24 protein-coding genes, 4 tRNA genes and 2 pseudogenes are annotated in these 21909 nt (G+C 65.4%); 8 read left to right on the top strand and 22 right to left on the bottom strand.

The genetic code is table 11. The features are described 5' to 3' along the window. Positions 1–49: 49 nt before the first annotated feature. Positions 50–919 carry a proline iminopeptidase-family hydrolase gene (locus A5678_RS03520; protein ID WP_068038458.1) on the top strand — a complete coding sequence of 290 codons (870 nt, stop codon included), beginning with the start codon at positions 50–52 and terminating at the stop codon, positions 917–919. 9 nt (positions 920–928) lie between these two features. Here the strand turns inward: A5678_RS03520 and A5678_RS03515 are convergent, their stop codons facing one another. Genes A5678_RS03515 through A5678_RS03500 form a run of 4 tightly spaced genes read right to left on the bottom strand, consistent with a single transcriptional unit; the run spans position 929 to position 5115 of the window. Next, on the bottom strand, positions 929–1696 hold the full coding sequence (locus A5678_RS03515; RefSeq protein WP_068038456.1) for an enoyl-CoA hydratase/isomerase family protein: 768 nt from the start codon (positions 1694–1696) through the stop codon (positions 929–931). A gap of 57 nt (positions 1697–1753) precedes the next feature. Next, positions 1754–2842 (bottom strand): acyl-CoA dehydrogenase family protein, encoded by a 1089-nt coding sequence (locus A5678_RS03510; protein WP_068038453.1) that lies wholly within the window; start codon positions 2840–2842, stop codon positions 1754–1756. Continuing rightward, the gene (locus tag A5678_RS03505; RefSeq protein WP_068038815.1) at positions 2829–3734 is read right to left on the bottom strand and encodes an acyl-CoA dehydrogenase family protein; all 906 of its coding nucleotides are present in this window, start codon (positions 3732–3734) and stop codon (positions 2829–2831) included. The genes A5678_RS03510 and A5678_RS03505 overlap by 14 nt, the downstream gene beginning before the upstream one ends. Then, positions 3712–5115 (bottom strand): class I adenylate-forming enzyme family protein, encoded by a 1404-nt coding sequence (locus A5678_RS03500; RefSeq protein ID WP_068038450.1) that lies wholly within the window; start codon positions 5113–5115, stop codon positions 3712–3714. The genes A5678_RS03505 and A5678_RS03500 overlap by 23 nt, the downstream gene beginning before the upstream one ends. Before the next feature lie 124 nt (positions 5116–5239). Between A5678_RS03500 and A5678_RS03495 the strand changes: the two genes are divergently transcribed. From A5678_RS03495 to A5678_RS03485, 3 genes are read left to right on the top strand one after another with little or no spacing between them, the layout of a single operon-like run. Then, a complete protein-coding gene (locus A5678_RS03495; RefSeq protein ID WP_068038813.1) occupies positions 5240–5572 on the top strand; it encodes a 2Fe-2S iron-sulfur cluster-binding protein in 333 nt (110 codons plus the stop codon). Between the two features lie 22 nt (positions 5573–5594). Beyond that, positions 5595–5909, top strand: a complete 315-nt coding sequence (locus A5678_RS03490; protein WP_068038809.1) for a DUF4286 family protein — start codon at positions 5595–5597, stop codon at positions 5907–5909. Between the two features lie 4 nt (positions 5910–5913). Continuing rightward, the gene (locus A5678_RS03485) at positions 5914–7179 is read left to right on the top strand and encodes an amidohydrolase family protein (RefSeq protein ID WP_082945367.1); all 1266 of its coding nucleotides are present in this window, start codon (positions 5914–5916) and stop codon (positions 7177–7179) included. Between the two features lie 71 nt (positions 7180–7250). Here the strand turns inward: A5678_RS03485 and A5678_RS03480 are convergent. The 7 genes and pseudogenes from A5678_RS03480 to A5678_RS03450 form a co-directional block, all read right to left on the bottom strand. Further along, positions 7251–7645 (bottom strand): annotated as a pseudogene (locus A5678_RS03480) (nuclear transport factor 2 family protein). Positions 7646–7689: 44 nt separating this feature from the next. Continuing rightward, positions 7690–8307 (bottom strand): carboxymuconolactone decarboxylase family protein, encoded by a 618-nt coding sequence (locus A5678_RS03475; RefSeq protein ID WP_068038447.1) that lies wholly within the window; start codon positions 8305–8307, stop codon positions 7690–7692. Then, a complete protein-coding gene (locus A5678_RS03470) occupies positions 8304–9059 on the bottom strand; it encodes an SDR family NAD(P)-dependent oxidoreductase (RefSeq protein WP_068038445.1) in 756 nt (251 codons plus the stop codon). The genes A5678_RS03475 and A5678_RS03470 overlap by 4 nt, the downstream gene beginning before the upstream one ends. 4 nt (positions 9060–9063) lie before the next feature. Then, positions 9064–10305 (bottom strand): cytochrome P450, encoded by a 1242-nt coding sequence (locus A5678_RS03465; RefSeq protein WP_068038442.1) that lies wholly within the window; start codon positions 10303–10305, stop codon positions 9064–9066. Beyond that, on the bottom strand, positions 10302–10775 hold the full coding sequence (locus A5678_RS03460) for a hypothetical protein (protein WP_068038439.1): 474 nt from the start codon (positions 10773–10775) through the stop codon (positions 10302–10304). Before A5678_RS03460 ends, A5678_RS03465 begins: the two co-directional genes overlap by 4 nt. Next, positions 10772–11296, bottom strand: a complete 525-nt coding sequence (locus A5678_RS03455; protein WP_068038436.1) for a hypothetical protein — start codon at positions 11294–11296, stop codon at positions 10772–10774. Before A5678_RS03455 ends, A5678_RS03460 begins: the two co-directional genes overlap by 4 nt. 16 nt (positions 11297–11312) lie before the next feature. Continuing rightward, positions 11313–12671, bottom strand: coding sequence for an SRPBCC family protein (locus A5678_RS03450; RefSeq protein ID WP_068038803.1), 1359 nt, complete (start codon positions 12669–12671; stop codon positions 11313–11315). 285 nt (positions 12672–12956) lie between these two features. Here A5678_RS03450 and A5678_RS03445 point away from each other — a divergent pair, with 285 nt between their 5' ends. Continuing rightward, positions 12957–13565 carry a TetR/AcrR family transcriptional regulator gene (locus tag A5678_RS03445; RefSeq protein WP_068038433.1) on the top strand — a complete coding sequence of 203 codons (609 nt, stop codon included), beginning with the start codon at positions 12957–12959 and terminating at the stop codon, positions 13563–13565. Here the strand turns inward: A5678_RS03445 and A5678_RS03440 are convergent, their stop codons facing one another. From A5678_RS03440 to A5678_RS03410, 7 genes and pseudogenes are all read right to left on the bottom strand, one after another. After that, on the bottom strand, positions 13566–14549 hold the full coding sequence (locus A5678_RS03440; protein WP_068038799.1) for a CaiB/BaiF CoA-transferase family protein: 984 nt from the start codon (positions 14547–14549) through the stop codon (positions 13566–13568). Positions 14550–14599: 50 nt separating this feature from the next. Then, positions 14600–15556, bottom strand: a complete 957-nt coding sequence (locus A5678_RS03435; protein WP_068038429.1) for an LLM class F420-dependent oxidoreductase — start codon at positions 15554–15556, stop codon at positions 14600–14602. Beyond that, on the bottom strand, positions 15541–15966 hold the full coding sequence (locus A5678_RS03430) for a cobalamin-dependent protein (protein ID WP_068038426.1): 426 nt from the start codon (positions 15964–15966) through the stop codon (positions 15541–15543). The genes A5678_RS03435 and A5678_RS03430 overlap by 16 nt, the downstream gene beginning before the upstream one ends. Next, the gene (locus tag A5678_RS03425; protein WP_068038422.1) at positions 15966–17555 is read right to left on the bottom strand and encodes a methylmalonyl-CoA mutase family protein; all 1590 of its coding nucleotides are present in this window, start codon (positions 17553–17555) and stop codon (positions 15966–15968) included. Before A5678_RS03425 ends, A5678_RS03430 begins: the two co-directional genes overlap by 1 nt. Positions 17556–17663: 108 nt before the next feature. Beyond that, positions 17664–18476, bottom strand: a complete 813-nt coding sequence (locus A5678_RS03420) for a class I SAM-dependent methyltransferase (protein WP_068038417.1) — start codon at positions 18474–18476, stop codon at positions 17664–17666. A 55-nt stretch (positions 18477–18531) separates the two neighbouring features. Further along, entirely contained in the window at positions 18532–19218 is a 687-nt protein-coding gene (locus tag A5678_RS03415) for a M15 family metallopeptidase (protein ID WP_068038795.1), read from the bottom strand. A 42-nt stretch (positions 19219–19260) separates the two neighbouring features. Next, positions 19261–19503, bottom strand: a pseudogene (locus A5678_RS03410) (TetR/AcrR family transcriptional regulator); the annotation flags it as partial. Between the two features lie 18 nt (positions 19504–19521). On the opposite strand from A5678_RS03410, the gene A5678_RS28285 reads away from it, so the two are divergent. Further along, on the top strand, positions 19522–19632 hold the full coding sequence (locus tag A5678_RS28285) for a hypothetical protein (protein ID WP_368664888.1): 111 nt from the start codon (positions 19522–19524) through the stop codon (positions 19630–19632). Positions 19633–19796: 164 nt separating this feature from the next. Continuing rightward, a complete protein-coding gene (locus tag A5678_RS03405; protein WP_231983567.1) occupies positions 19797–20435 on the top strand; it encodes a class I SAM-dependent methyltransferase in 639 nt (212 codons plus the stop codon). 60 nt (positions 20436–20495) lie between these two features. On the opposite strand, the gene A5678_RS03400 is transcribed toward A5678_RS03405, so the two are convergent. The 3 genes from A5678_RS03400 to A5678_RS03390 form a co-directional block, all read right to left on the bottom strand. Continuing rightward, positions 20496–20572, bottom strand: a tRNA-Phe gene (locus tag A5678_RS03400). A 26-nt stretch (positions 20573–20598) separates the two neighbouring features. Continuing rightward, positions 20599–20675, bottom strand: a tRNA-Asp gene (locus A5678_RS03395). 29 nt (positions 20676–20704) lie between these two features. After that, a tRNA-Glu gene (locus A5678_RS03390) sits at positions 20705–20777 on the bottom strand. 124 nt (positions 20778–20901) lie between these two features. On the opposite strand from A5678_RS03390, the gene A5678_RS03385 reads away from it, so the two are divergent. Next, positions 20902–20974: transfer RNA gene (locus A5678_RS03385), tRNA-Lys, on the top strand. Positions 20975–21007: 33 nt separating this feature from the next. On the opposite strand, the gene A5678_RS03380 is transcribed toward A5678_RS03385, so the two are convergent. Further along, a complete protein-coding gene (locus A5678_RS03380; protein ID WP_068038412.1) occupies positions 21008–21907 on the bottom strand; it encodes a class I SAM-dependent methyltransferase in 900 nt (299 codons plus the stop codon). Positions 21908–21909: the final 2 nt, after the last annotated feature.

Here is a 21909-nt window from a genome sequence, read left to right as displayed (position 1 = left end):
AGCGCGCGACTTTCCCGTCCGCCCGCCAACATAGGAGGCATCGTCGGCAATGGAGGGAACGATCGGGGTCCCGGGCGGCACCGTGTGGTTCAAGAGGGTCGGCGCCGGAGCCGGCCTTCCCGTGCTGGTGGCGCACGGCGGCCCCGGGTTGCCGCACACCTACCTGCGTTCGCTGGAGCGGTTGGCTGACGAGCGCGAAGTCATCTACTGGGATCAGCTCGGGTGCGGCAATTCCGACCGTCCGTCGAACCGCGAACTGTGGACCATGGAACGGTCGGTGGCCGAAATGGATGCCGTCGTAGCGGGCCTCGGTCTCAACCGATTCCACATCTTCGGCAACTCGTGGGGCGGCATGCTGGCTCAGCAGTACGCGCTCGACGTGTCGTCGCGGGCGGTCAGTCTCACCATCTCGAACAGCATCGCGTCCATACCGCAGTTCTCGGAGATGGTGGCGCGGCTGAAATCGGAACTCGATCCCGCAACCCAAGCCGCCATCGAACGCCATGAAGCCGCCGGGACCACCTACATGGCCGAATACCAGGATGCGATCCGTACCTGGAACGAAACCTACCTGTGCCGCGTACGCCCTTGGCCGCCAGAGCTTTTGGAAGCCTTCGCCGAGATGGGCACCGACATCTTCGAGACGATGTTCGGCCCCAGTGATTTCCACATCGTCGGAACAATCAGGGAATGGGACGTGTTCGGCCGGTTGGCCGAAATCACGTTGCCCACCCTGATCCTCGCGGGCAGGTTCGACGAATGCGTGCCCGAACACATGTGGGAGATGCACCAGCGCATCTCCGGCTCGCGGTTCGAATTTTTCGGGGAGAGCGCTCACATGCCCTTCATCGAGGAGCCGGCCAAATTCGATCACGTGATGCGTGACTTTCTGCGGCGACACGACTCATCGCGCGCCTAACGGCGTCGGTCAGTTCTTGCCCGCCGCCAGCTTGGTGACGATCGAGCGGAAATCCTCGGTGAGGAACGACTGGCTCTCAGCGGAGAGCGCATAGTCCAGGCTGGCCAGCACCGCCCGCTCCAAATGGATGTTGAGCACTCGCTTGGTGCTTTCGACCGCTTGCTGGGGCAACTCCAAAATCTTTTTCGCGCAGGCGATCGCGTCCGCAACGGGGTCGGCCGCGACGTGGTTGGCCAGTCCGAGCTCGACGGCGCGCTGCGCGCTGATGCGGGTGCCCGTCAACGCGAACTCCTTGGCGAGCAGCAGGCTGATGTGCAGCGGCCAGGTCAGCGGGCCACCGTCGGCGGCCACCAGCCCCACCTGCACATGCGGATCGGCGAGGTAGGCCTCTTCGGCGATGTAGACGATGTCGCTCAGCGCGACCAGGCTGCAGCCCAGCCCGACGGCCGGCCCATTGACCGCGGCCACCACGGGAATACGGCACCGTGCCATGCCCAGGACGATCTCGCGCCCGTCCCGGATGGTCTTGGCGCGCAGCTCGGCATCGGCCGAAAGCTCTTTGAGGTACGAGAAATCGCCGCCCGCCGAAAACGCCCTGCCGGCCCCGGTGATCACCGCCGCACGAGCCGTGGGGTCATCGGTCAATCGTTGCCACAGTCGCGCGAGGCCGACGTGCAGGTCGTCGTTGACGGAGTTGAGCGACTCCGGGCGGTTCAAGGTGATAATCCGAAGCGGACCGTCGGCTTGGACGTCGATTTCGGCAGGCATGTCGTACATGTCAGACTCCTTTTATGTTCGTGACCCGCTTCACCCGGGCTTCGCCCGCGTTCGCGATCACTCCGACAATCCCAAGATGCGTGAAGCGATGATGTTCTTTTGTATCTGTGATGTCCCGCCCATCACGCTCTGCGCGCGGCTGTACAGGTAGGCGCTGAGCAGGTCCGGATCGCGGGTCCCGGTGACCGCCAGCGCGGCGTGTCCGACGGATTGCTCGACCCAGGTCATCAGCAGCTTGTCGAGCGACCCTTCCGGCCCGTGCGAGACCCCGTCGAGCTGCTCGGACAGCCGCCGCCGGACGTGATGGGTCAGCATCTCCGACTGGACCGCCGCCCACGCGAGCTCCTCGGGAACCGGACCATCCTTGCGCGCGTACAGGCTTCGCACCAGCTTGCCATAGCGGGCGGCGTAGCCGAGCGTGGACGGCTCGCGCTCATGCCCGACCACGGTCATGGCGACCGCCCAGCCGTCACCGGGGGCGCCTACCATCCGGTCGGCCGGTATTTTGGCGCCGTCGAAGAACACCTGACCGAATTCGTTGGTCACCCCGTTGATCATGCGCAACGGGCGCTGTTGCACGCCAGGCTGTTTCATCTCCAGTACGAACGCCGACAGTCCGCGGTGGCGTTTGGCGTCCGGGTCGGTGCGGGCCAGCAGAAGGCACCAGTCCGCGACATCGGAGTAGCTGGTCCATATCTTGTGCCCGTCCACCACATAGGTCTCGCCCTCGAGGCGAGCGGTGGTGGTGAGCGAGGCCAGATCGGAACCTGCGCCGGGCTCACTGAAGCCCTGGCACCAGCGCTCGGTTCCGTTGATGATGCCGGGCAGGAATCGTTGCCGCACTTCGTCGTTCGCGTGCCGGCCGATCCCGTAGATCAAGTAGCCCACGCTTGGCCGCGGCGGGGCGCCGGCTCGAGCGAGTTCCTCGTCGACGATGACGTCATAGACGGGCGGCAACTCCTGTCCGCCGTATTCGCGGGGAAACGACAACCCGAAGAAGCCCTCCCGGTAGAGGGCCTGATGCCATTCGGCCTGCCGGGCCCAATACTCGTCGCCGGATCCGGCGAATTCTGCTGCGTGCACGGAAAGCCAAGACCTGAGCCGCTCGCGGAAGGCGGCTTCGTCCGGCGAGTCACGAAAGTCCAAGATCGATCTCCTTCAATGCGACGGGCCACAGCTCGGTCGAAATCAGGGCACGGCGCAGGTAGACGTGCACCAGGCAGTCCCAGGTGTTGCCGATGCCACCGTGCACCTGAATGGCCGTCTCACAGACGGTTCTGGCGGCGCGGACGCAGTACACCTTGGCGACCTGTGCGGCCCGGATAGCCTCGGCCGGCGGCAGCTCGTCGACCGCCCACGCGGCGTGCCGCGACACGCTGATCGAACCTTCAATCAGCGCAAGGCTTTCGGCGAGCAGGTGGGCGATCGCCTGATAGGACCCGATCTGCTTGCCGTATTGCTCACGGATTTTGGCGTAGTCGCACGCGACCGCGTGCGCGCCCCGCGCGATGCCCACCAGGTCCGCCGTCGTGGCGACCAGCGCGAGCGCCCGCCATTGGCCCGCGGCGTCAGCAGAGGTCTCGCCCAGTGTCACCGGCGTTTCCGCGATTCTGGCATCGGCCCGCGTCAGGTCCGCACCGTCGGTCAAGTCGAGCACATCGGCGGCGAGGACCCGCCCGTCCGCGAGGCTCAGGGCCCGCTGGGCGCCGCGCGCGTCGACGGCGCGATCGTCGACCGCGATCGTCGCGCCGGCGCTGTCGGCGTCGACGCGCCGGGCCAGGTCGTCGGCGAGCACCGGGCCCAGAAACGGTGTGTCGACCAGCCGGCGCCCGAATTCTTCGGCGACGATGGCGACTTCGACACCCGACGCGCCGTCGGAGCGCAGCGACCTCCAGCCCGTCCCCGCGATTTGCCTGTCCAGACGCGCGATCCGGCCCTGGTCGTCGAGGTCTTGGACCGCCGAGGGGCCGAGGTCGTCTGCCAGCTTGGCGGCGGCGTCGCGCAATTGCTGTTGTTCAGCTGTCAGACGTACATCCATATTGCTCCTTGAGCTTTCGGCGCAGCACCTTGCCCGACGGCAGGCGCGGAATGTCGGGCACGAACACGACCCGGCTCACGTGTTTGTAGGAAGCCAGCCGCTGGTCGACCCGGGCGGTGAGCTCGCCGGCGTCGACGGGTGCGCATGTCGCGACCGCGGCGACGACCGCTTCCCCGTTGATTCCGTCGGGTACGCCGAACACCGCGCAGTCTTTGACGGCCGGATGGCCGTGCAGCACCGTCTCGATTTCGGCGGGCGCAACCTGAAAGCCGCGCACCTTGATCATCTCTTTGAGGCGGTCGGTGATTCGCAGCCAGCCGCCGGCGTCGATCCACCCGACGTCGCCGGTCCGGTACCAGCCGTCGCAAATCACCTCGGCGGTCGCTTCGGCCGGCAGGTAGCCGGCCATCAGCGACGAGGACCGGGCCTGAATCTCCCCGATCTCTCCCGGGCGGACCGGCTCACCCGTCTCCACCGAGACCACCCGCAGATCGACACCCGGTACTGCACGCCCGACAGCGTCCAATTGGGCGCCGTCGATCGGATTGCATGCGATCACAGGCAGTTCCGTGGTGCCGTAGGCCGGCACCCAGCCGACGCCGGTGCGCCGGGTCACCGTCTTCGCGACGTCGGCGCTGACCGGCGTCGCTCCCCACATGATGTAGCGCAGCGAGGACAGGTCGTAGGACTCCAGCGTGGGATGCGAGGCGATGGCCAGCGCGATGGGCGCGACCGCCATTTCGACTGTGATGCGGTCGCTTTCGATGTGATGCAGCATCCGGTCGATGTCGAACCGGGTATGCAGCCGCACGCAGGCCCCCGTCCGCAGCGCCGTGAGAATGTTGAGCAGCCCGAGGATGTGCGACGGCGGCGTGGCGATTTGAATCCGGTCACGCGGCGTCAACTGCAGCGCTTCGCGCCAGTGCCGCACGGCCTCGTCCAGCGCCGCGTGAGTGTGTCGGACCGCCTTCGGCAGCCCGGTGGTGCCGGAGCTGAACACCAGCACCGCGTCGGATTGGGGGGGTGGCGGTCCGGCCAGCGGTTCCCCGGGCCCGGTCGGTTCGTCGAGGTGCAGCATCGGCATGGCGCCGGCGAGCACGGGATGGTCCCCGACGGCGTGAGCGGGGTCGGTCAGGGCGAGCGCGTGGTCGACCTCGTCCCGCTTCCATGCGGGACTGATGAGTACCGCCGTTGCGGCCAAGCGCCAGATCCCAAGCAAGGCGGCGACGAATTCCGGCCGGTTCGACGCCATCAGCGCGACCCGCTGACCTGCAGCGACACCGGTTTTCGCCAGAGTCGCGGCCCAGCCGTCGGCCAGCGCGCCGAGCTGGGGCAGGCTCAATCCGCGTTCCTCGAACACGACCGCGGCCGGCTCGGTCACGTCCCGTCCTTCCCTGACAGGCCGGGCTGACCTGACATCCGCGCAAACTTGAGAAGATCCTATCGCTCTGTGAGAATAGTATTCTCTATAGTGAAGAATGCAAGTACGGGAGGGGGCGGTCGGAGTGACAGTCACCCGAGGCATCGAGGAGACCGGGGTGACAAATCGGTCAAACGGCTCCGGGGCGGGCACGGTGACCATCCACATGGACCGCAAGAAGGTCTCGGTGCCGCTGGTCCCCGGCGAGACGCTATTGCAGAGCGCGCGGCGGGCCGGCCTGGAACCGCCGTTCAGTTGCGAGGCGGGCAACTGCGGCACGTGCATGGCCAAGCTCGAAGAAGGCCATGCCACCATGCGGGTCAACGACGCTCTCGAAGAGGACGAAGTCGCGGAGGGCTACATTTTGACGTGCCAGGGCGTGCCGGACACGGATTCGGTTACGGTGCGCTACGAGTAGCGCCTGAAGAGAGGTGGCGGCGATGGCCAAGGGAATCATGTACGTCGAAAGTCGGCCCAGTTCGCCCGAACGCGAACAGGAATACAACAGCTGGTACGACGACGTGCACATACCCCAATTGCTGGCGCTCGACGGAATCGTCGCGGCACGCCGGCTGCGACCGATTGACGGGCAGGGTCCCTATGTCGCCATCTACGAACTCGAAGGCGACGACCTGCAGGCCATCTTGGACAACATGATCGCCAACGCCGGTCAGTTGCACATGTCCGATGCGTTGCTGTTGGATCCCGCGCCCATCCCTCGATTGCTCGAGACCACCAGCGAGCGGAGCCGCTAGTCTCGTGAACGTCGATGACTTGATCCTGGTGAGCATTGACGACCATGTGGTCGAGCCGCCGGACATGTTCCTGCGCCATGTGCCCGCCAAGTACAGGGCCGAGGCCCCGATCGTCGTGGTCGACGACAAGGGCGTCGACCAGTGGATGTACCAGGGCAGGCCGCAGGGTGTGAGCGGGCTCAACGCCGTGGTGTCGTGGCCGGCCGAGGAATGGGGTCGCGACCCGGCGGGTTTCGCCGAAATGCGACCGGGTGTCTACGACGTCCATGAACGCGTCCGGGATATGAACCGCAACGGCATCCTGGCGTCGATGTGCTTCCCCACCTTCACCGGCTTTTCGGCTCGACACCTCAACATGACGCGCGAGGACGTCACCCTGGTGATGGTGTCCGCCTACAACGACTGGCACATCGACGAGTGGGCCGGCTCCTACCCGGATCGGTTCATTCCGATCGCCATCCTGCCGACGTGGAACCCCGACGCCATGTGTGCCGAAATCCGCCGGGTGGCGGCCAAGGGCTGCCGGGCGGTGACGATGCCGGAACTGCCGCATCTGGAAGGGCTTCCGAGCTATCACGACGACGAGTACTGGGGCCCGGTGTTTCGTACCCTGTCCGAGCAGAACGTGGTGATGTGCCTGCACATCGGCACCGGGTTCGGGGCGATCAGCATGGCCCCCGACGCGCCGATCGACAACCTGATCATCCTGGCCACCCAGGTGTCGGCGATGTGCGCGCAGGATCTGCTGTGGGGGCCCGCCATGCGCGGCTACCCGGACCTGAAGTTTGCGTTCTCAGAAGGCGGCATCGGCTGGATTCCCTTCTATCTGGACCGCAGCGACCGCCACTACACCAATCAGAAATGGCTGCGGCGCGACTTCGGGGACAAGCTGCCCAGCGAGGTTTTTCGCGAACACTCGCTGGCCTGCTACGTCACCGACAAGACGTCGTTGAAGCTGCGTCACGAGATCGGCATCGACATCATCGCCTGGGAATGCGACTACCCGCACTCGGACTGCTTCTGGCCGGACGCACCCGAAAAGGTGCTGGCCGAGCTGAACGCCGCCGGTGCCGACGACTCCGACATCAACAAGATCACCTGGGGCAACGCCTGCCGGTTCTTCAGCTGGGATCCGTTCGCGCGAACGCCCCGCGCGCAGGCCAACGTGAAAGCGTTGCGCGCCAATGCGCTTGACGTGGACGTGTCCATCCGGTCGCGCGCCGAATGGGCTCGGCGCTATCAGGAGAAGCAACTCGCCAAGCTGCCGTAGCAGGGCGGCTAGGCGTGTCAGCGCGAGCGTGAAGCCAGTTTCACGCTCGGCGGCAAAAGGGGCCTGCGCGCTCAGCTCCCAGCCGGCGGGTTGACGAACCAGACGTTCTCCTCGCGAAGCCCGCGGCTGCGCCAGCCGTCGGCCGTTCGCACCAGGTCGTGGTGGTAATAACCGCCGCAATAGCTCAGTTCCGACATGACGGGCAATTGCATAGGGCTGTAGAACATCGACCGGACCTTCGCGGATCAGCTTGGAGCGCAAGGATTTCCACGTTGGTGATGTAGTGCATGGACATCGGGATTCCGCCGAAACCCTGTTCCAGCCATGCGACCACTTCGTCGCGGCGACCTGCGGCGGCGCCAGCCGAGGACTAGTCGATGTGGGCGTCCTCTGTGAACACCGGCCGGTATAAATCCCAGTCCTTGGCGTCGACCGCGCGGGCGTATCTGTGGAGCAGTGCTGTGATTCGAGTCCGTCGCCGACTCGCTGCAGGTCCATCGCTGCGGAATCCTAACGCGGTGCCGGTCCTGGCAACGGCGCGCTGCCAGGCGGAGGCGCGAGGCCCCAGGTCTGGAAGGCCATGGCCAACATGGTGTATGTGCCGACGACGAAGATCAATTCCATTGCGGCGTGGGTGTCGAGTGCGGCCACCAGCCGCTCCCAGGTCCCGCCGTCAACACGACCGTCGGCGAGAAGTTCGTCCGTCGCTTCCAGCACAAGCAAGTCGGCACCGGAGAACCCCTCGTTGCCTTCAGCGAGCCTCGCGATGTCCTCCTCTGGTACACCGCTGTCGATGGCGAGTCTGGTGTGCTCGCCCCAGAAGAAGGCCGAGTGGCGGGCGTTGGCGACACGCAGGATCGCCAGCTCACGCAGGCGCGGCGACAACTCGCCGCGCCGCAGCAGGAAGCCGTTGAAGGTCAGAAAGGCTCGAGCCATCTCGGGATGGCGGGCAAGCAGGCCGATGATGTCGAATTTCAGCGGGTCCATGGCGTGTCCCGAACCGGCTCGCGGCACCCTGTCGCCCGGAATACCCAGCAGCACACCGAAGGCCGCATACTCGGCGTCGCCCCACTGGTCGGCGGTCAGGGGAGTCAGCGTTTGCCTTAGGTCGCCGTCCTCGTCGGTCATGTTCTCCGTCCTCCGTTGACGCCGATGACTTGTCCGGTGATGTACGACGATTCGTCCTGACAGAGGAAAACCGCCGCGTTGGCGATATCCTCCGGTCGGCCCGCCCGGCGCACCGGCGTGATGCTCGCGAAGTGCTCCAGGCTAGCGGTAAACCTTCCTTCGGCAATCGCCTTCTCGAGCATCGGGGTCACCACCATGCCGGGAGGAATCGTGTTGACTGTAATGCCTTTCGGGCCGAGCTCAAGGGCCAGACTCTTGGTCAGGCCGATCACGCCGGACTTGGAGCTGACGTAGGCAGCCATCCGCGCCTGACCGCCCTGTGCGCTGGACGACGAGATGTTGACGATGCGGCCCCACCCGGCATCGAGCATGTCGGGCAGCACCACCTGCGTGCAGATGAACGGACCACGCAGGTTCACCGCCATGACCCGGTCCCACTGCTCGTCCGTGATCTCGGCGAACTTGCCGAACTGCTCAATGCCGGCGTTGTTCACCAGGATCAGCACCGGTCCAAGTTCGGCCCGCACCTTGGACACAGCCGACTCGACCTGTGCGCGGTCGGACACGTCGACGACATAGCCTCCGACGTCGGCGCCGTTTCCGTTCAGCCGAGCCGCTTGCTCCTGCACCGACTCGGCGGCGATGTCGAACATCGCAACCTTGGTGCCGCGGGCGGCGAGCGCCTCGGTGATGGCCAAGCCCAGTCCCATGGCTCCGCCGGTCACGATCGCGGTTGTTCCCTGAAACGGCATCGCACTACTCGAAACGGACGTATAGCCGGGTCAGTCCCCGCAAGATGAAAATGGGCAGATACCGGTATCGGCGGTTGCCGGGGGGGTCGTGCCTGTCCTCATCGATGCGAATGTTGTTGGTGCGGGCGAGCAACCGCTCGAGACTGACGCGCGCCTCGGTGCGTGCCAGCGGCGCTCCGGGGCAGGCGCGCGGGCCGCGGCCGAACGCGACATGGCTGCGCGCGTTGGGGCGGTGGATGTCGAACACATCGGGCCCGGGGAATTTGCGCGGATTACGATTGAGCGCAGCATTGACGAGCATCACCGTGGTGCCTGCCGGCAGGTCGACCCCGCCGACGGTCACCGGGCACTTGGACAAACGGAAGTCACCGCGCACCGGGCTCTCGTAGCGCAAGGCCTCCTCGATGAAGTCCGGGATGAGTTCGCGGTTGGCGCGCAACTTGCTTTGCAGCTGCGGGCTTTCGGCGAGCATCATCACCGCGGCGCTGAGCAGGCGCACGGTCGTCTCCTGCCCGGCGGCGAACAGATTGGCCGCCACGCGCACCGCGTCGATCACTTCGAGCGTGCTGCCGTCCGGGAAGGTGGCGGACGCGGCTCCGGTCAACACGTCGCCGCACGGATTTCGCCGTCTGTCCTCGATGTAGGCGGTGAATTTGCCATAGAGGTATTCCAGCGGCGAATGACGCATCGTGTCACCCTCGCTGCTGCCGATCGTGCCCGCTTCGCTGAGCAGCGCGGCGCGGAACTCCTCGTGATCCGACTCGGGAACGCCCAGCAGGTCCGCGATCACCAGCATCGCGAATGGGGAGGCGAAATCCCCGATGAATTCGCACCCTGCACCGCTCAGCGCGACGTCCAGCTGACGATCGGCGAGGCGCCACATGAACTCTTCGTTTTCCTTGAGCCGCTTGGGAGTGATCATCCGGGACAGCAACGCCCGGTGCGCGGTGTGCGCCGGTGGATCGAAGGTGGGCAACTGGTCGTTGAACGGCAGGTCGTCACGCCGCGCAGCGATCAGCTCGGTGATGTCGTCGGCGCCTCGACCCTCCAGTGCCTCGGGGAAGCCCGGAAACGGCCCCGTTACCGAAATGCAGGACGAGAATCTCTTGGTGTCGTTGTAGATCGCGACACCCTCGTCGTAACCGGTGACCAATTCCTCGCGCATCGCGCCGAGATAGCCGTATGGATCGGCGAGTAACTCGTTGTCGGTGAACAAGTCCCTTTTGTCGATGTCGTCGGCCTTCACTGCGGCAGTTCCACTCCCTCAAAGCTTTTGAACATCTCCGGCTGTGGCGGCGTCATCTGCAGGTAGAGGTCGATGTGGCGAATCCTGTCATCAGCGGTGAACTCGTATACCGACAGCGAATTCACCACGCTGCTGAAATCGCCTACTTCGCTCCGCTCCTCCAGCTCGAGGAACACCCGGCCGCCGGACTCGGTGATGTGTTTGAACGAGCACTCCCATTTCGACGATGTGGCCCACTGGGTGAGGAATTCGACATAGTCCGGCCACTTCATCACCTCTTTGAAGGCGCCGACTCGCTCGAAATGGTCGACGGCGACCAGTGCGGCCAGCGGCCCCCAACTGTTTACCGAGAAGCCGGGCTTCTTCGCTTCGTCGACCAGACGCTTCGTGACGGTGCAGTACTGCAGCACCGTGCGTGATCGGCCGGTGTGCGAGCCGATGACGTCGTCGACGTTCAGCAACACCGTCATACCGATACCCCGGCCTCGGCCAGGCAACGTTCGAGCGCCTCGACGTATTCTCGGGTGCCGTGGAACGGGCCATGCACTCCGATCGCGACGTCCAGGAAGGCGTTGTACTCGTCGTTCACATGGGTCTCCCAGCGCGTCAACTCCCCAACACCGTTGGTCTCGATGAAACTGTAGGAGTAGAAGCCCATCTGGACGCCGTCCTTGGTGTGGCCTTCCCACCGGGTCTTCATGACGACACCGTTCTCGGCCGGCCAGTATTTGAAGTCGGCGGGCTTCCAGTCCGGGAAGGTCAGCGAGTAGGCCTTGGCCTCCATCGTCGAAGCGCGTGCGGTGTCCTCGGGGAACTCACTGAATTTGAATACCTGGTCGCCGGTGAAATACGGCGAGACGTAAACACCGTCGTCGGCGAATTTCCAAGCGTCGGCGAATGCTTCGCCGTCCTGGACTCCCTGGCGCAGGTACGCGTCGCGGTAGGCCTCGGCCATCCGGCGGTGGTGGGCAATGCGTTCGGCGATGTTCATTGGAATTCCTCCCGGCTCAGGCGCCATTGGCCATGTAGCGGTCCACCACGGAGTGGTAGTGCCCGATGACGACTTCCTCTTTGACCAGCGACATGTGGTCGAGCCTGCTGTTGCGCAGCCCGAGTTGCTGTCGCGGCATCTGCTCGTAATCCTGTTGCAGCGCTTCGAAGTACTTGTAGCTGCCGGGCTCCTCCACCTCGGTCAACGGAACGCGGAAGGCGTCGCGGTGTTCCGGTGGCAGGTACATGTAGCTGCTGACGTGCCAGATGCACCGATTCGGGTCGCCGTCAGGATGGGGCGCCGCCATGATGACGTGACACTCGCCGGCGCGGATGGTCATGAAGTAGTTGGGGAACAGCACCCAGCCCTGGTTGTCGCTCATCTGGTCGTCGGTGAGACCGCTGACGTCGAGACCCATGCCGGTCAAAGTGTCGCGGGTGGCGCGCTGGAGCAACTTACGTGCGGTGACGCCGTCGGGAAACTCGACCGAGCCGTCCGGCGCCCGGTATTCGGCGACCAGTTCCTGGAAGCGCGGGATCACCGCAACGGTCGACGGGAAGGTGTCCGGCAGGTTCAGAATGCCCTCGATCTGCTTCTCTGCACTGGCACCTTTCACTTCGAACGGAGCAACCGCGACGCTGTGGTTTTCGAAGAACCGGTACCGGGCGGTCGTCGGATCGATCACGAGCACCGTCAGGAGTTGCGGGTGAATGCCGTTGATGTGGTAGCCCTCTTCGAAGGCGTCCATGACGACCTTCCAGTTGCACTCCAGGGGCTCCCGGACATTCATCACGGTGACCATGTCGTCGAGGTGGTATGGGGTGAGTAGTTCGATAACGTCGGGGCCGAGAAATTCGCTGAGCGGCTGAGCATTCGGATCGGGGTTGACGAAGATGAACCCGCCGAAGGTGTCTACCGGCACTTCCAGCAGCGAGTTCTCGTCCTTGTCGATCGGGCCCGCCAGGTTCTCCCGCAGCATCCCGCGCAGCTTGCCTTCCAAGTCATACGACCAGAGGTGGTACTGGCACAGGAAGCCGCGCTTGGCGTTCCCGGCAGCCGCATTGCACAGGATGTTTCCCCGATGGCGGCAAGCGTTGACGAATCCGCGCAGTTTCTCATCCTTGCCGCGGACGATCACGAATGATTGGTCCAGAATCCGGTACTGCTTCCAGTCGCCCGCATTCGGAAGCTCATCGACTCGCCCGGCGATCTGCCACACCCGCATCCAGATGCGCTCGCGCTCCCGCTGCGCGTAATCGCTCGACGTGTAGCGGTCGGTCGAGATGGACATATTGAAGGCGTCGACGTCGTGTTGATCGAGTCCAAGACCTGCGTCCCGCTCCACCCATTGCCCCGGTCGTGTCACTTGACTCATGCCGATCTCCTCATCGTCGTGACGGTCGGACGCGAGCGGACTGCGGCATCCGCCTGGTGTGACGGCTGTCACCATATACACGTATGTATGCGATATACAAGAATGTATTAAAGTGGCTCATGTCACACTGTGGGACCCGCGACCGTTCGATCGAGACGTGGCGTCGATAGAGGAGCGTTCCGATCGCGAGGTGGCCGGTCATTAGTGTTGCGCGACAGATCCTTTCGGGGAGCTCGCGCCGCGCGAGAGGGCCACAAGCGTGCTGCGATGTGGGAGGATGGGCCGATGGCAGAACGGTGGACGAGGGAGCGACGCCTCGAGCACACGCGCGGCCTGTTGTTGGACGCCGCCGAAGAAGTCTTCGCGCGCAAAGGCCTGAGTGGGGCCGCGCTCGAGGACATCGCTGAGGCAGCCGGGTACACCCGTGGCGCGATCTACTCCCACTTCGGCGCCAAGGAAGAGTTGTTCCTTGCGGTGACGGACCGCCAACGGCAACGGTTTCTCGACGGCTTCACCGAGGTCATCCAGTCCTTCCATCGGCTTGGCGACATCGATATCGACGAACTCGCTGATCGGTGGAGCCAGGCCAGTGGCGATCCGCACCGTGCCGCGCTCAACTACGAACTCACGTTGTTTTTGCTGCGGAGCCCGGAGGCACGCGACAGGCTCGCCGCTCAGCGAATGGAGACCATCCGCTCACTGGCTGAATTCATCGCCAAAAACATTGCGAGACTGGGGGCATCGCTCACGATGCCGGCCAACGACCTGGCCCGCGTCATCCTTGCCGTCAACGACGGTGTCACCCTGGGCAGCCAACTTGACGGAGTGAATCTCTACCGCCCGTATCTGCAGCTGGTGGTGTCGGCCGTTGTCCCCGCCGGGGACGCCCCTTAACTAGAGCTCGCCCAGCTCCGGCGGTGGCCGGTATTCGGGCTCGTAACCCGAAACGCGGATCGGACTCCCGACGAGGCGGAAGTTGCCCGCAGTCACAACGACTTCGGGGGTCGCCTCGAGCGCCTCGGGCAGCGTTTTGACCGCAGCCGCGGGAACCCCCAACGGACGCAGCCTGCGTTCCCAATCGGCGGCGGTGTCGGTCGCCAGCATCGCCGTGACCACGGCGAGCACCTCGTCGCGGCGGGACACGCGTTCGGCCATCGTCTCGAAGCCGCCGATACCGGCCTCCTCGGCGAACGATTTCCAGAAGCCGTCGTGCGTGATGAACAGCGCAAGATACCCGTCGGCGGTCGGGAACAGTTGCGCTGGAACATAATACGAATGAGCTCCGTAGGGGCGCCGCTGCGGTCCGACACCGTCATTGAGATACGCGGAGGCGTGATAGTTCAGCTGCGACAGCATGACGTCGCGCAGCGAGACATCCACTTGCCCACCGGTGCCGGAGACAATCTTGGCCAACAGCCCCAGGGCCGCGGACATTCCGGTGGAGTTGTCGGCCGAGGAGTAGCCCGGCAGCGTCGGCGGGCCATCGGGGTCGCCGGTCAGCGCGGCGATCCCGAAACCCGCCTGCACCACGTAGTCGAAGGCCGGATCGTCGCCGCCGTGCAGGCCGAACCCGGTGATCGCCACGCAGACGATCCGCTCGTTGTGGGGGCGCAGCTGCTCATAGGTGAGGCCCAGCCGCCGGATCGCCGACGGTTTCAGATTGACCAGCAGCGCATGGGATTCCGTCACCAGCTCACCCAGCCGTTGCTGTCCCGCGTCGGTATTCAGGTCCAGACAGATGCTGGCTTTGTTGCGGTTGAGGCTGGCGAAGTAGCTGGCCCCGACCCCTCGCGAGATCTCGCCACCGCGCGGCTCGATCTTGGTGACCTCGGCGCCCAGGTCGGCGAGCAGCATGGTTGCGTAAGGGCCGGCCAGCATGGTGCCGACCTCTAGGATGCGTATCCCCGCCAACGGCCCCGTGTTAGCCGTCAACGCAACTCCGTTGCCAGAGCAGCGATCATCTCGCGGGTCCGCCGCTTGGAGGCGACAAGTTCGTCTCGGTTGTCGCCGATGGGCAGCAGCCGCACCGACAGGTCGGTCACGCCGGCGTCGGCGAAGCGGCGCATCCGGGCCAGGATGGCGCCCTCGTCGCCGGCCGCGCACAGGTCGCCGACATCGCGGGCATCACCGCGTTCGAGCAAGCGTTGGTAGTTGGGCGACACCTCGGCCTCGCCCAGAATGCGATTGGCCCGATCCTTGGCCTCGTCGACTTGTCCGGGCGCACAGAGACATACCGGGATGCCCGCGACGATCCGCGGCGCCGGCCGCCCGGCATCCGCGGCGGCCTTGGTGATCTTGGGCGCGATGTGGTCACCGATCGCGCGCTCGTCGGCCATCCACAACACGGTGCCGTCGGCGAGTTCACCGGCGATCTGCAGCATCACCGGGCCCAACGCGGCGACCAGAACCGGCATCGGGGTATCGGCCCCGATCGCCAGCGGATTGTGCACCGTGAACGAATCATTCTCGACGTCAACCGGTCCCGGCCCGGCGACAGCGGCGTTGAGCACCTGCAAGTAGTCGCGGGTGTAGGCGGCCGGCTTCTCATACGGCAATCCGAGCATGTCCCGGATGATCCAGTGGTGCGACGGCCCGACCCCCAGCGCCAGCCGTCCACCGGCCACGGCGTGCGTCGAGAGCGCTTGACGGGCAAGGGCGATTGGGTGCTGGGCCTGCAGTGGCACCACCGCGGTACCCAGCTCGATGCGCGAGCTGTGCGCGGCCATCAGGGACACCATGGTCAGGCAGTCGAAATCGTCGGGAACCTGTGGCATCCACGCGGTGTCCAGGCCCGCGGATTCGGCCCACTCGATATCCGAGGCCAGCTTGTCCACCTTGCGGGCCATGTCGCCACGCTCGGCGCCGATCATCACTCCGACGCGCACTGTTCCTCCACAACCGGATCGCGGGTGCCGGTCAATGCGCGGATCTCCCGCACAAGGACATCGAGCGGTGTGCCGGTGGGGAATACCGCGGCGGCCCCGGTGGATAGCAGCTTGGGCACGTCGGCGTGCGGGATGGTTCCCCCGACCACGACCGCGATGTCCGCGGCGTCGGCGGCGCGCAGTGCCTCGATGGTGCGCGCGGTGAGCGCCAGATGAGCACCGGACAGGATGCTCAAGCCCACGACCGCCACGTCCTCCTGGACGGCGATCGAGGCGATGTCCTCGATGCGCTGCCGGATGCCGGTGTAGATCACCTCGAAACCGGCATCCCTCAAAGTGCGTGCGACGATTTTGGCACCGCGATCGTGTCCGTCCAGGCCGGGCTTGGCGACCAGAATCCGGGCAGCCACTAGAACACCACCGGTTGCTGGAATTCGCCCCACACCGCCTTGAGCGCGGAGACCATTTCACCGACGGTGCAGTATGCGTTGGCGCAGTCGATCAGCCTGTGCATCAGATTGTTGTCTCCTTCGGCGGCGCGCGATAGCGCTGCGAGACTGGATTTGACTGCGGCCGAATCTCTTTCGGACTTCACCTTGGAGAGTCGCTTGAGTTGAAGATCGCGGCCCTCCGCGTCCAGTTCGTAGGTCACGACATCCGGTTCCGGCTCCTCGGTCACGAACCGGTTGACCCCGACGACGGGCCGGGCACCGGACTCGATGTCCCCGTGGGTCTTGAACGCCTCGTCGGCGATCAGGCCCTGCAGGTAACCGTCCTCGATGGCATGGACCATTCCGCCGTGCCGCTCGAGGTCATCCATGATCTCGACGATGCGAGCCTCGGTGGCATCGGTCAGCGCCTCGACGAAGTAAGAGCCGCCTAGCGGGTCCGCGACGCTGGCCACGCCGGTTTCGTGGGCCAGGATCTGCTGGGTGCGCAGCGCCAGTGTCGTGGTTTCCTCGGTGGGCAAGGCGAACGGCTCGTCCCAGGCCGCAGTGAACATCGACTGGACACCGCCCAGCACCGCGGCCATCGCCTCGTAGGCCACCCGGACGATGTTGTTGTGGGCCTGCGGCGCGTACAGCGATGCGCCACCACAGACGCAGCCGAAGCGGAACATCGCCGCCTTGGCCGTCACTGGCTTATCCGGGGCCCCGTAACGCTCCTGCACGATCGTCGCCCAACGCCGCCGCCCCGCACGGTATTTGGCGATCTCCTCGAAGAAGTCCCCATGGGTGTAGAAGAAGAACGAGATCTGCGGTGCGAACTGGTCGATGGTCATCCGACCGCGTTCCACCACGGTGTCGCAGTAGGTCACCCCGTCGGCGAGGGTGAACGCCATCTCTTGCACCGCGTTGGCCCCGGCGTCGCGAAAGTGGGCGCCCGCGACGGAAATCGCGTTGAATCGCGGCACCTCGGCCGCGCAGAACTCGATGGTGTCGGCGATCAGCCGCAGCGACGGCTCCGGCGGCCAAATCCAGGTTCCGCGGGACGCGTACTCCTTGAGGATGTCGTTCTGGATGGTCCCGGTGAGTTTCGCTCGCGGTATCCCCTTTTTCTCGGCGGCGGCGACGTAGAAGGCCAACAGGATCGCCGCCGTTCCGTTGATCGTCATGCTGGTGCTGAGCTTGTCCAACGGGATGCCGTCGAACAGGATCTCGAAGTCGGCCAGGGTGTCCACCGCGACACCGACCCGGCCGACCTCCTCGCCGAACTCCGGATCGTCGGAGTCGTACCCGCACTGGGTCGGCAGATCGAGCGCCACCGACAGCCCGGTGCCGCCTTGCTCCAGCAGGTAGCGGTATCGGCGGTTGGATTCCTCGGCGGTGCCGAATCCCGAGTATTGCCGGAAGGTCCAGAGCTTGCCGCGGTAGCCGGACGCGAAGTTGCCCCGGGTGAACGGAAACTCCCCGGGCGCCGGAGGTGACGCCGTTACGTCTCTCGGGCCGTACACCGGCGCGAGCGGAATGCCGGATGGTGTCTGAGCAGCGTTATCCATCGATGAATAACGTACTTGCAAAAAAAGAGAATGCCAATACCACACGCCTGAACTGGGGAATCAAGCGCAGCTTGGCGGTGTTCCGGCCCCCGATCGGGCTTGAACCGCCTATGGCCGGCAGAGAATTTCGCCGTGTGGGATCGACAGCCAGCCATCAGGCGCCGCGGCCCACGCGCGCCAGGCCGCGGAGATCTCCTCGAGCTGGGCCGCCGTGGCCAAACCCAGCTCCAGCAGGTCGCGCGCGACCCGCGAGTGCAGTATCCGGTCGGCCCACATGCCGCCCCACCATTCGCGCGTCGCCGGCGTCGCGTAGCACCACACGCTGCCCGTCGGCGTCACATCGGCGAAACCCGCCTGCTGCGCCCAGGACAGCAACCGCCGCCCCGCATCGGGTTGGCCCCGGTTCGCACGAGCGGCGCGCTGGTACAGCTCGCGCCACAGGTCCAGCGCCGGCAACTGCGGGAACCAGATGAATCCGGCGTAGTCGGCGTCCCGGGCCGCTACGACGCCGCCGGATACGCACACCCGTTTCATCTCCCGCAGTGCCGCTACCGGATCCGCGACGTGTTGGAGCACCTGATGCGCGTGCACGATATCGAATGCGCCGTCCGGAAAGTCGAGCCGATGCACATCGGCGGTCGCGAACGACACGTTCGACAGGCCACGCTGCTGGATCTCGGTGCGGGCGACGCCGAGAACGTCGGCCGACTGGTCGACGGCCGTTACCTGCCCCGGCCTGACGCGGGCGGCCAGATCAGCGGTGATCGTCCCGGGCCCGCATCCGATATCCAGCACCGACAAGCCGGACTTCAGGTGGGGCAGTAGGTAGGCCGCTGAGTCGTCCGCCGTGCGTGGTTGGTGACTGCGGAGCACCGACTCGTGGTGCCCGTGGGTGTAGGTGGGCCCGCGTTCGTCCGTCATGCCTGAAGCGTATCCGTGAATTCATAATATGAAATAAATATCTCACTATATGAGATCAATCCACTGGAACGTTGAGGATCGGACGGTCGACCGCGGCACCGGGGCCGTCGAAATGCCACCACTCCCCGGAGTACGGGGCCAGGCCGCCGTACTTCATGGCGTCCCGCAGCGCCGCCCGGTTCGCCTGGGCGTCTGCGCTGACCCCCTGGGTTGCGAAAGCGTTTGCGCGCGAGGAGAAATCATCGAAGTCGGTGCCCATGTCGGCCAGGCAGAGCCCCTCGGCGTGCAGCCCGGACGCGCACGGCTGCTGTGTCGTCGTCACCGTCACGTCCACTGAGCGCCCCGACTCGTGGCTGTGCGCATACTGCCCGGGCCGGGCGACCCACGCCGGGTTGGGCACGACGTTGAACATCTTGACTTGGACGTCGTGGGGCCGGTAGCAGTCCCAGAACACGAGCAGGTGCCCCTGCGGGCGCAGCGCCGTCGCGGCCGTCGCAAGTCCGGACGCCATCGACTGGTGCACCAGGCATCGGGCGTCGGACGGGTACAGCTGCGTGTGCGTGAAGTTGTTGGTGGTCGCGTAGCGCAGGTCGATGATGGCGTCGGGGACCGCGGTGCGGACGTCGACGAATCCGGCGTCGCGGGCCGCATCGCTCACCGGCGGGACATCTGGACTCGCCTGCGCGGTCCCGATCCCGGAGACCGCGACCGCTAGCGCAAGGATCGGCCGCAATACACGCATCTGGTCATTGTCGCCGTTGAACGCCCCCAGTCGCGTCATCTGCTACGAGATGTCGCCGTGGACATAGCGCTGCAGGTTCGGCGCCATAGCCGCCACCACCTCGTCCTCGGGCATTGATGCGATCGGCTCCATCTTCCAGACGCAGCGCAACAACGCGAAGCCGATCAGCTGGGTGGCGATCAACCCGCTGCGCCGCAGTCGTTCCTCCTCGTCGGCTCCCAGGGCGGGCCCGCCGATCAGGCCGCGCTCCACGATCAGCCGCAGCTTGTCGCGGGTCTTGTCTTCGGCGTCGTCTACGGCGCCTTGGGTCAGTTCGCGGCTGGGTCCATCGTGATCACTGACATCGTGCCCACGATCGAGCGCGCCGTGTACTGGCTGACGAAGGCGCACGAAAGCACCTGCCGTCACCAGTAGCGCCCCTAACACGGACAGGTATCGAACTTGATTCGGCGCATCCCTTTTGGAGTGCGAAATGTCAGCGGAGACTGCGATGGATCGGTTGATTATGCACGGCCAGGGGCGGGATCGAACCGCCGAGCTTGCGCATTTCATTGAAAGGACAACCCATGGCACTTACGTTGGACCAAGCCCGCTCGGTCTACGACCGGATCGGCCGCATGCAGGATTGGCAAGGGTTCTATGAAGACGCGACCACCGAACGGTTGGTGGCCGAGGCGGCCCTGGCTGGAGACCAGACGATTTTCGAGTTCGGCTGCGGCACTGGCCGGTTCGCTGCGCACCTGCTGGCCTCTTTGCCGGGCAGTGTTACTTACCTCGGCGTGGACATCAGCCCGGTCATGGTCGACCTAGCTACCCGTCGGCTCAGAGCCTGGGCTGATCGGGCCGAGGTGGTGCTGGTCGAGGGCACACTGCCGTTACCGGCTGATGACGGGTTCGCCGACCGCGTGATTTCCGCCTTCGTGTTCGACCTCCTCGACGTGCACTATGCCCGCGAAGTGCTTCGTGACCTGCGGCGCATCCTCTCCCCAGAAGGCCGGCTTTGCCTCGCCGGCCTCGCCCACGGCGAAGGTCAGCTCGAACGCGCAATATCACAAGTGTGGGGCGGCCTCTGGCGCGTGGCGCCGCGAGTGGTTGGCGGGTGTCGCCCTATCAGCCTGTCCACGCTGCTCGGCGACGAATGGCAGGTCCAGCATCACTCACGTGTGCATCGCTTCGGGCTCGTCACCGACGTCGTGATAGCGGCGCCCAATTCATGACAATCGTGAGCGCGTGGGCCCAGCGACGGGCACGAAGACGTGTGACGCGAAACTCTAGATTGGTGGCCAGGGGCGGGATCGAACCGCCGACCTTCCGCTTTTCAGGCGGACGCTCGTACCGACTGAGCTACCTGGCCGGAAGGCATGTAGTGCCTCGCCGAGTTGGCGACCCTGACGGGACTCGAACCCGCGACCTCCGCCGTGACAGGGCGGCGCGCTAACCAACTGCGCCACAGGGCCTTGCTGCTGCTCCGCGTCACCGCGTCGCGTACCCCCAACGGGATTCGAACCCGTGCTACCGCCGTGAAAGGGCGGCGTCCTAGGCCACTAGACGATGGGGGCCAGAACCGAATCACTCCGGGGTACTCGCAACATGGTTTCGTTAGGAGCCAAGTCAGCTTAGGTCACGGTGTGCCCAATCCTCAAACGAGCCGGGTTTGAGCCCCAAGTATCCTGAATCTCCGCGGCCCCTATAGCTCAGTTGGTAGAGCTACGGACTTTTAATCCGCAGGTCCTAGGTTCGAGTCCTAGTGGGGGCACCGAAGCGTTTTTTAGCCTCGGTCGATCGGCGCTCAGCGCCCGAGCACGGCGCTGCTGTAGGTGACATCGGCAAAGGCTTGGGCGACCTCGTCGTCAGAGTAGACAAAGCCGTTGGCCGCATGCAGTTCCGCGACGGTCTGCGACGACGTCCGCCAGCCGCGCCGGCTCAGGTGGTCGACGATATGGCTTCGCTCGCCGTGATACACGAGATCGTTGAAGTCAACCTCGAACCCGAGCTCACTCATCCGGTCGTGGTGCGCACGCCAGCGGGGGTCGGCGAAAATGGCGGTGTCGGGCACGAAGTCGAAGGCCAGTCGGCTGCCGGTGGCGCTCAGCGCGGTGATGTTGTCGAACAGCGCGTCCTGAGCCGCCTCGGGCAGGTACACCAACAGGCCCTCGGCGCTCCACGCCGACGGAGCCTGCGGATCGAATCCGGCGCTGCGCAACGCCGTGGCCCAGTCGTCGCGCAGGTCGACGGCGACGGTGCGCCGCTCGGCGGTCGGTTCGGCGCCCAGATCGTCCAGGGTCAGAGACTTGAACTCGATGACCTCCGGCATGTCGACCTCGTAGACAACGGTGCCCGCCGGCCACGGCAGGCGGTACGCGCGCGCGTCCAGCCCCGCCGCGAGGATCACCGCCTGGCCGATTCCGCTCCGCGTTGCGTCCAGGAAGAAGTCATCGTAAAACCTTGTGCGACAAGCCATCCCTCGCGCCATCCGGTGCGGATCGAACTCGGACGCCCCGCCGGCCGGAATCTCGCCGTTCACCAGACGGACGTAGACGTCGATCCCGACGGCACGCACCAGCGGCGCCGCGTAAGGGTCCTCGATCAGCTTCGCATCGGAGGACAGGGCACGCTGGGCGGCGACCATGGTCGCCGTAGCTCCCACGCTCGTCGCCAGATCCCAGCGATCACGATCGGTGCGCGCCATAG

The sequence above is a fragment of the Mycobacterium sp. E2733 genome (assembly GCF_001667585.1).
Classification (GTDB): Bacteria; Actinomycetota; Actinomycetes; order Mycobacteriales; family Mycobacteriaceae; genus Mycobacterium.
The sequence above is the reverse complement of the archived record's forward strand: the minus strand, read 5'-3'. Positions and strand labels throughout refer to the sequence as shown.

What these genes read in the sequence shown, in the direction of transcription:
- A5678_RS03515 (WP_068038456.1), bottom strand. Translation starts at nt 1,696, where the DNA reads ATGTACGACATGCCTGCCGAAATCGACGTCCAAGCCGACGGTCCGCTT.
- A5678_RS03470 (WP_068038445.1), bottom strand. Translation starts at nt 9,059, where the DNA reads ATGCCGTTTCAGGGAACAACCGCGATCGTGACCGGCGGAGCCATGGGA.
- A5678_RS03415 (WP_068038795.1), bottom strand. Translation starts at nt 19,218, where the DNA reads ATGCGTGTATTGCGGCCGATCCTTGCGCTAGCGGTCGCGGTCTCCGGG.
- A5678_RS03380 (WP_068038412.1), bottom strand. Translation starts at nt 21,907, where the DNA reads ATGGCGCGCACCGATCGTGATCGCTGGGATCTGGCGACGAGCGTGGGA.
- A5678_RS03440 (WP_068038799.1), bottom strand. Translation starts at nt 14,549, where the DNA reads ATGCTGGCCGGCCCTTACGCAACCATGCTGCTCGCCGACCTGGGCGCC.
- A5678_RS03475 (WP_068038447.1), bottom strand. Translation starts at nt 8,307, where the DNA reads ATGACCGACGAGGACGGCGACCTAAGGCAAACGCTGACTCCCCTGACC.
- A5678_RS03455 (WP_068038436.1), bottom strand. Translation starts at nt 11,296, where the DNA reads ATGAACATCGCCGAACGCATTGCCCACCACCGCCGGATGGCCGAGGCC.
- A5678_RS03450 (WP_068038803.1), bottom strand. Translation starts at nt 12,671, where the DNA reads ATGAGTCAAGTGACACGACCGGGGCAATGGGTGGAGCGGGACGCAGGT.
- A5678_RS03490 (WP_068038809.1), top strand. Translation starts at nt 5,595, where the DNA reads ATGGCCAAGGGAATCATGTACGTCGAAAGTCGGCCCAGTTCGCCCGAA.
- A5678_RS03520 (WP_068038458.1), top strand. Translation starts at nt 50, where the DNA reads ATGGAGGGAACGATCGGGGTCCCGGGCGGCACCGTGTGGTTCAAGAGG.
- A5678_RS03445 (WP_068038433.1), top strand. Translation starts at nt 12,957, where the DNA reads ATGGCAGAACGGTGGACGAGGGAGCGACGCCTCGAGCACACGCGCGGC.
- A5678_RS03505 (WP_068038815.1), bottom strand. Translation starts at nt 3,734, where the DNA reads ATGGATGTACGTCTGACAGCTGAACAACAGCAATTGCGCGACGCCGCC.
- A5678_RS03420 (WP_068038417.1), bottom strand. Translation starts at nt 18,476, where the DNA reads ATGACGGACGAACGCGGGCCCACCTACACCCACGGGCACCACGAGTCG.
- A5678_RS03460 (WP_068038439.1), bottom strand. Translation starts at nt 10,775, where the DNA reads ATGACGGTGTTGCTGAACGTCGACGACGTCATCGGCTCGCACACCGGC.
- A5678_RS03425 (WP_068038422.1), bottom strand. Translation starts at nt 17,555, where the DNA reads ATGGATAACGCTGCTCAGACACCATCCGGCATTCCGCTCGCGCCGGTG.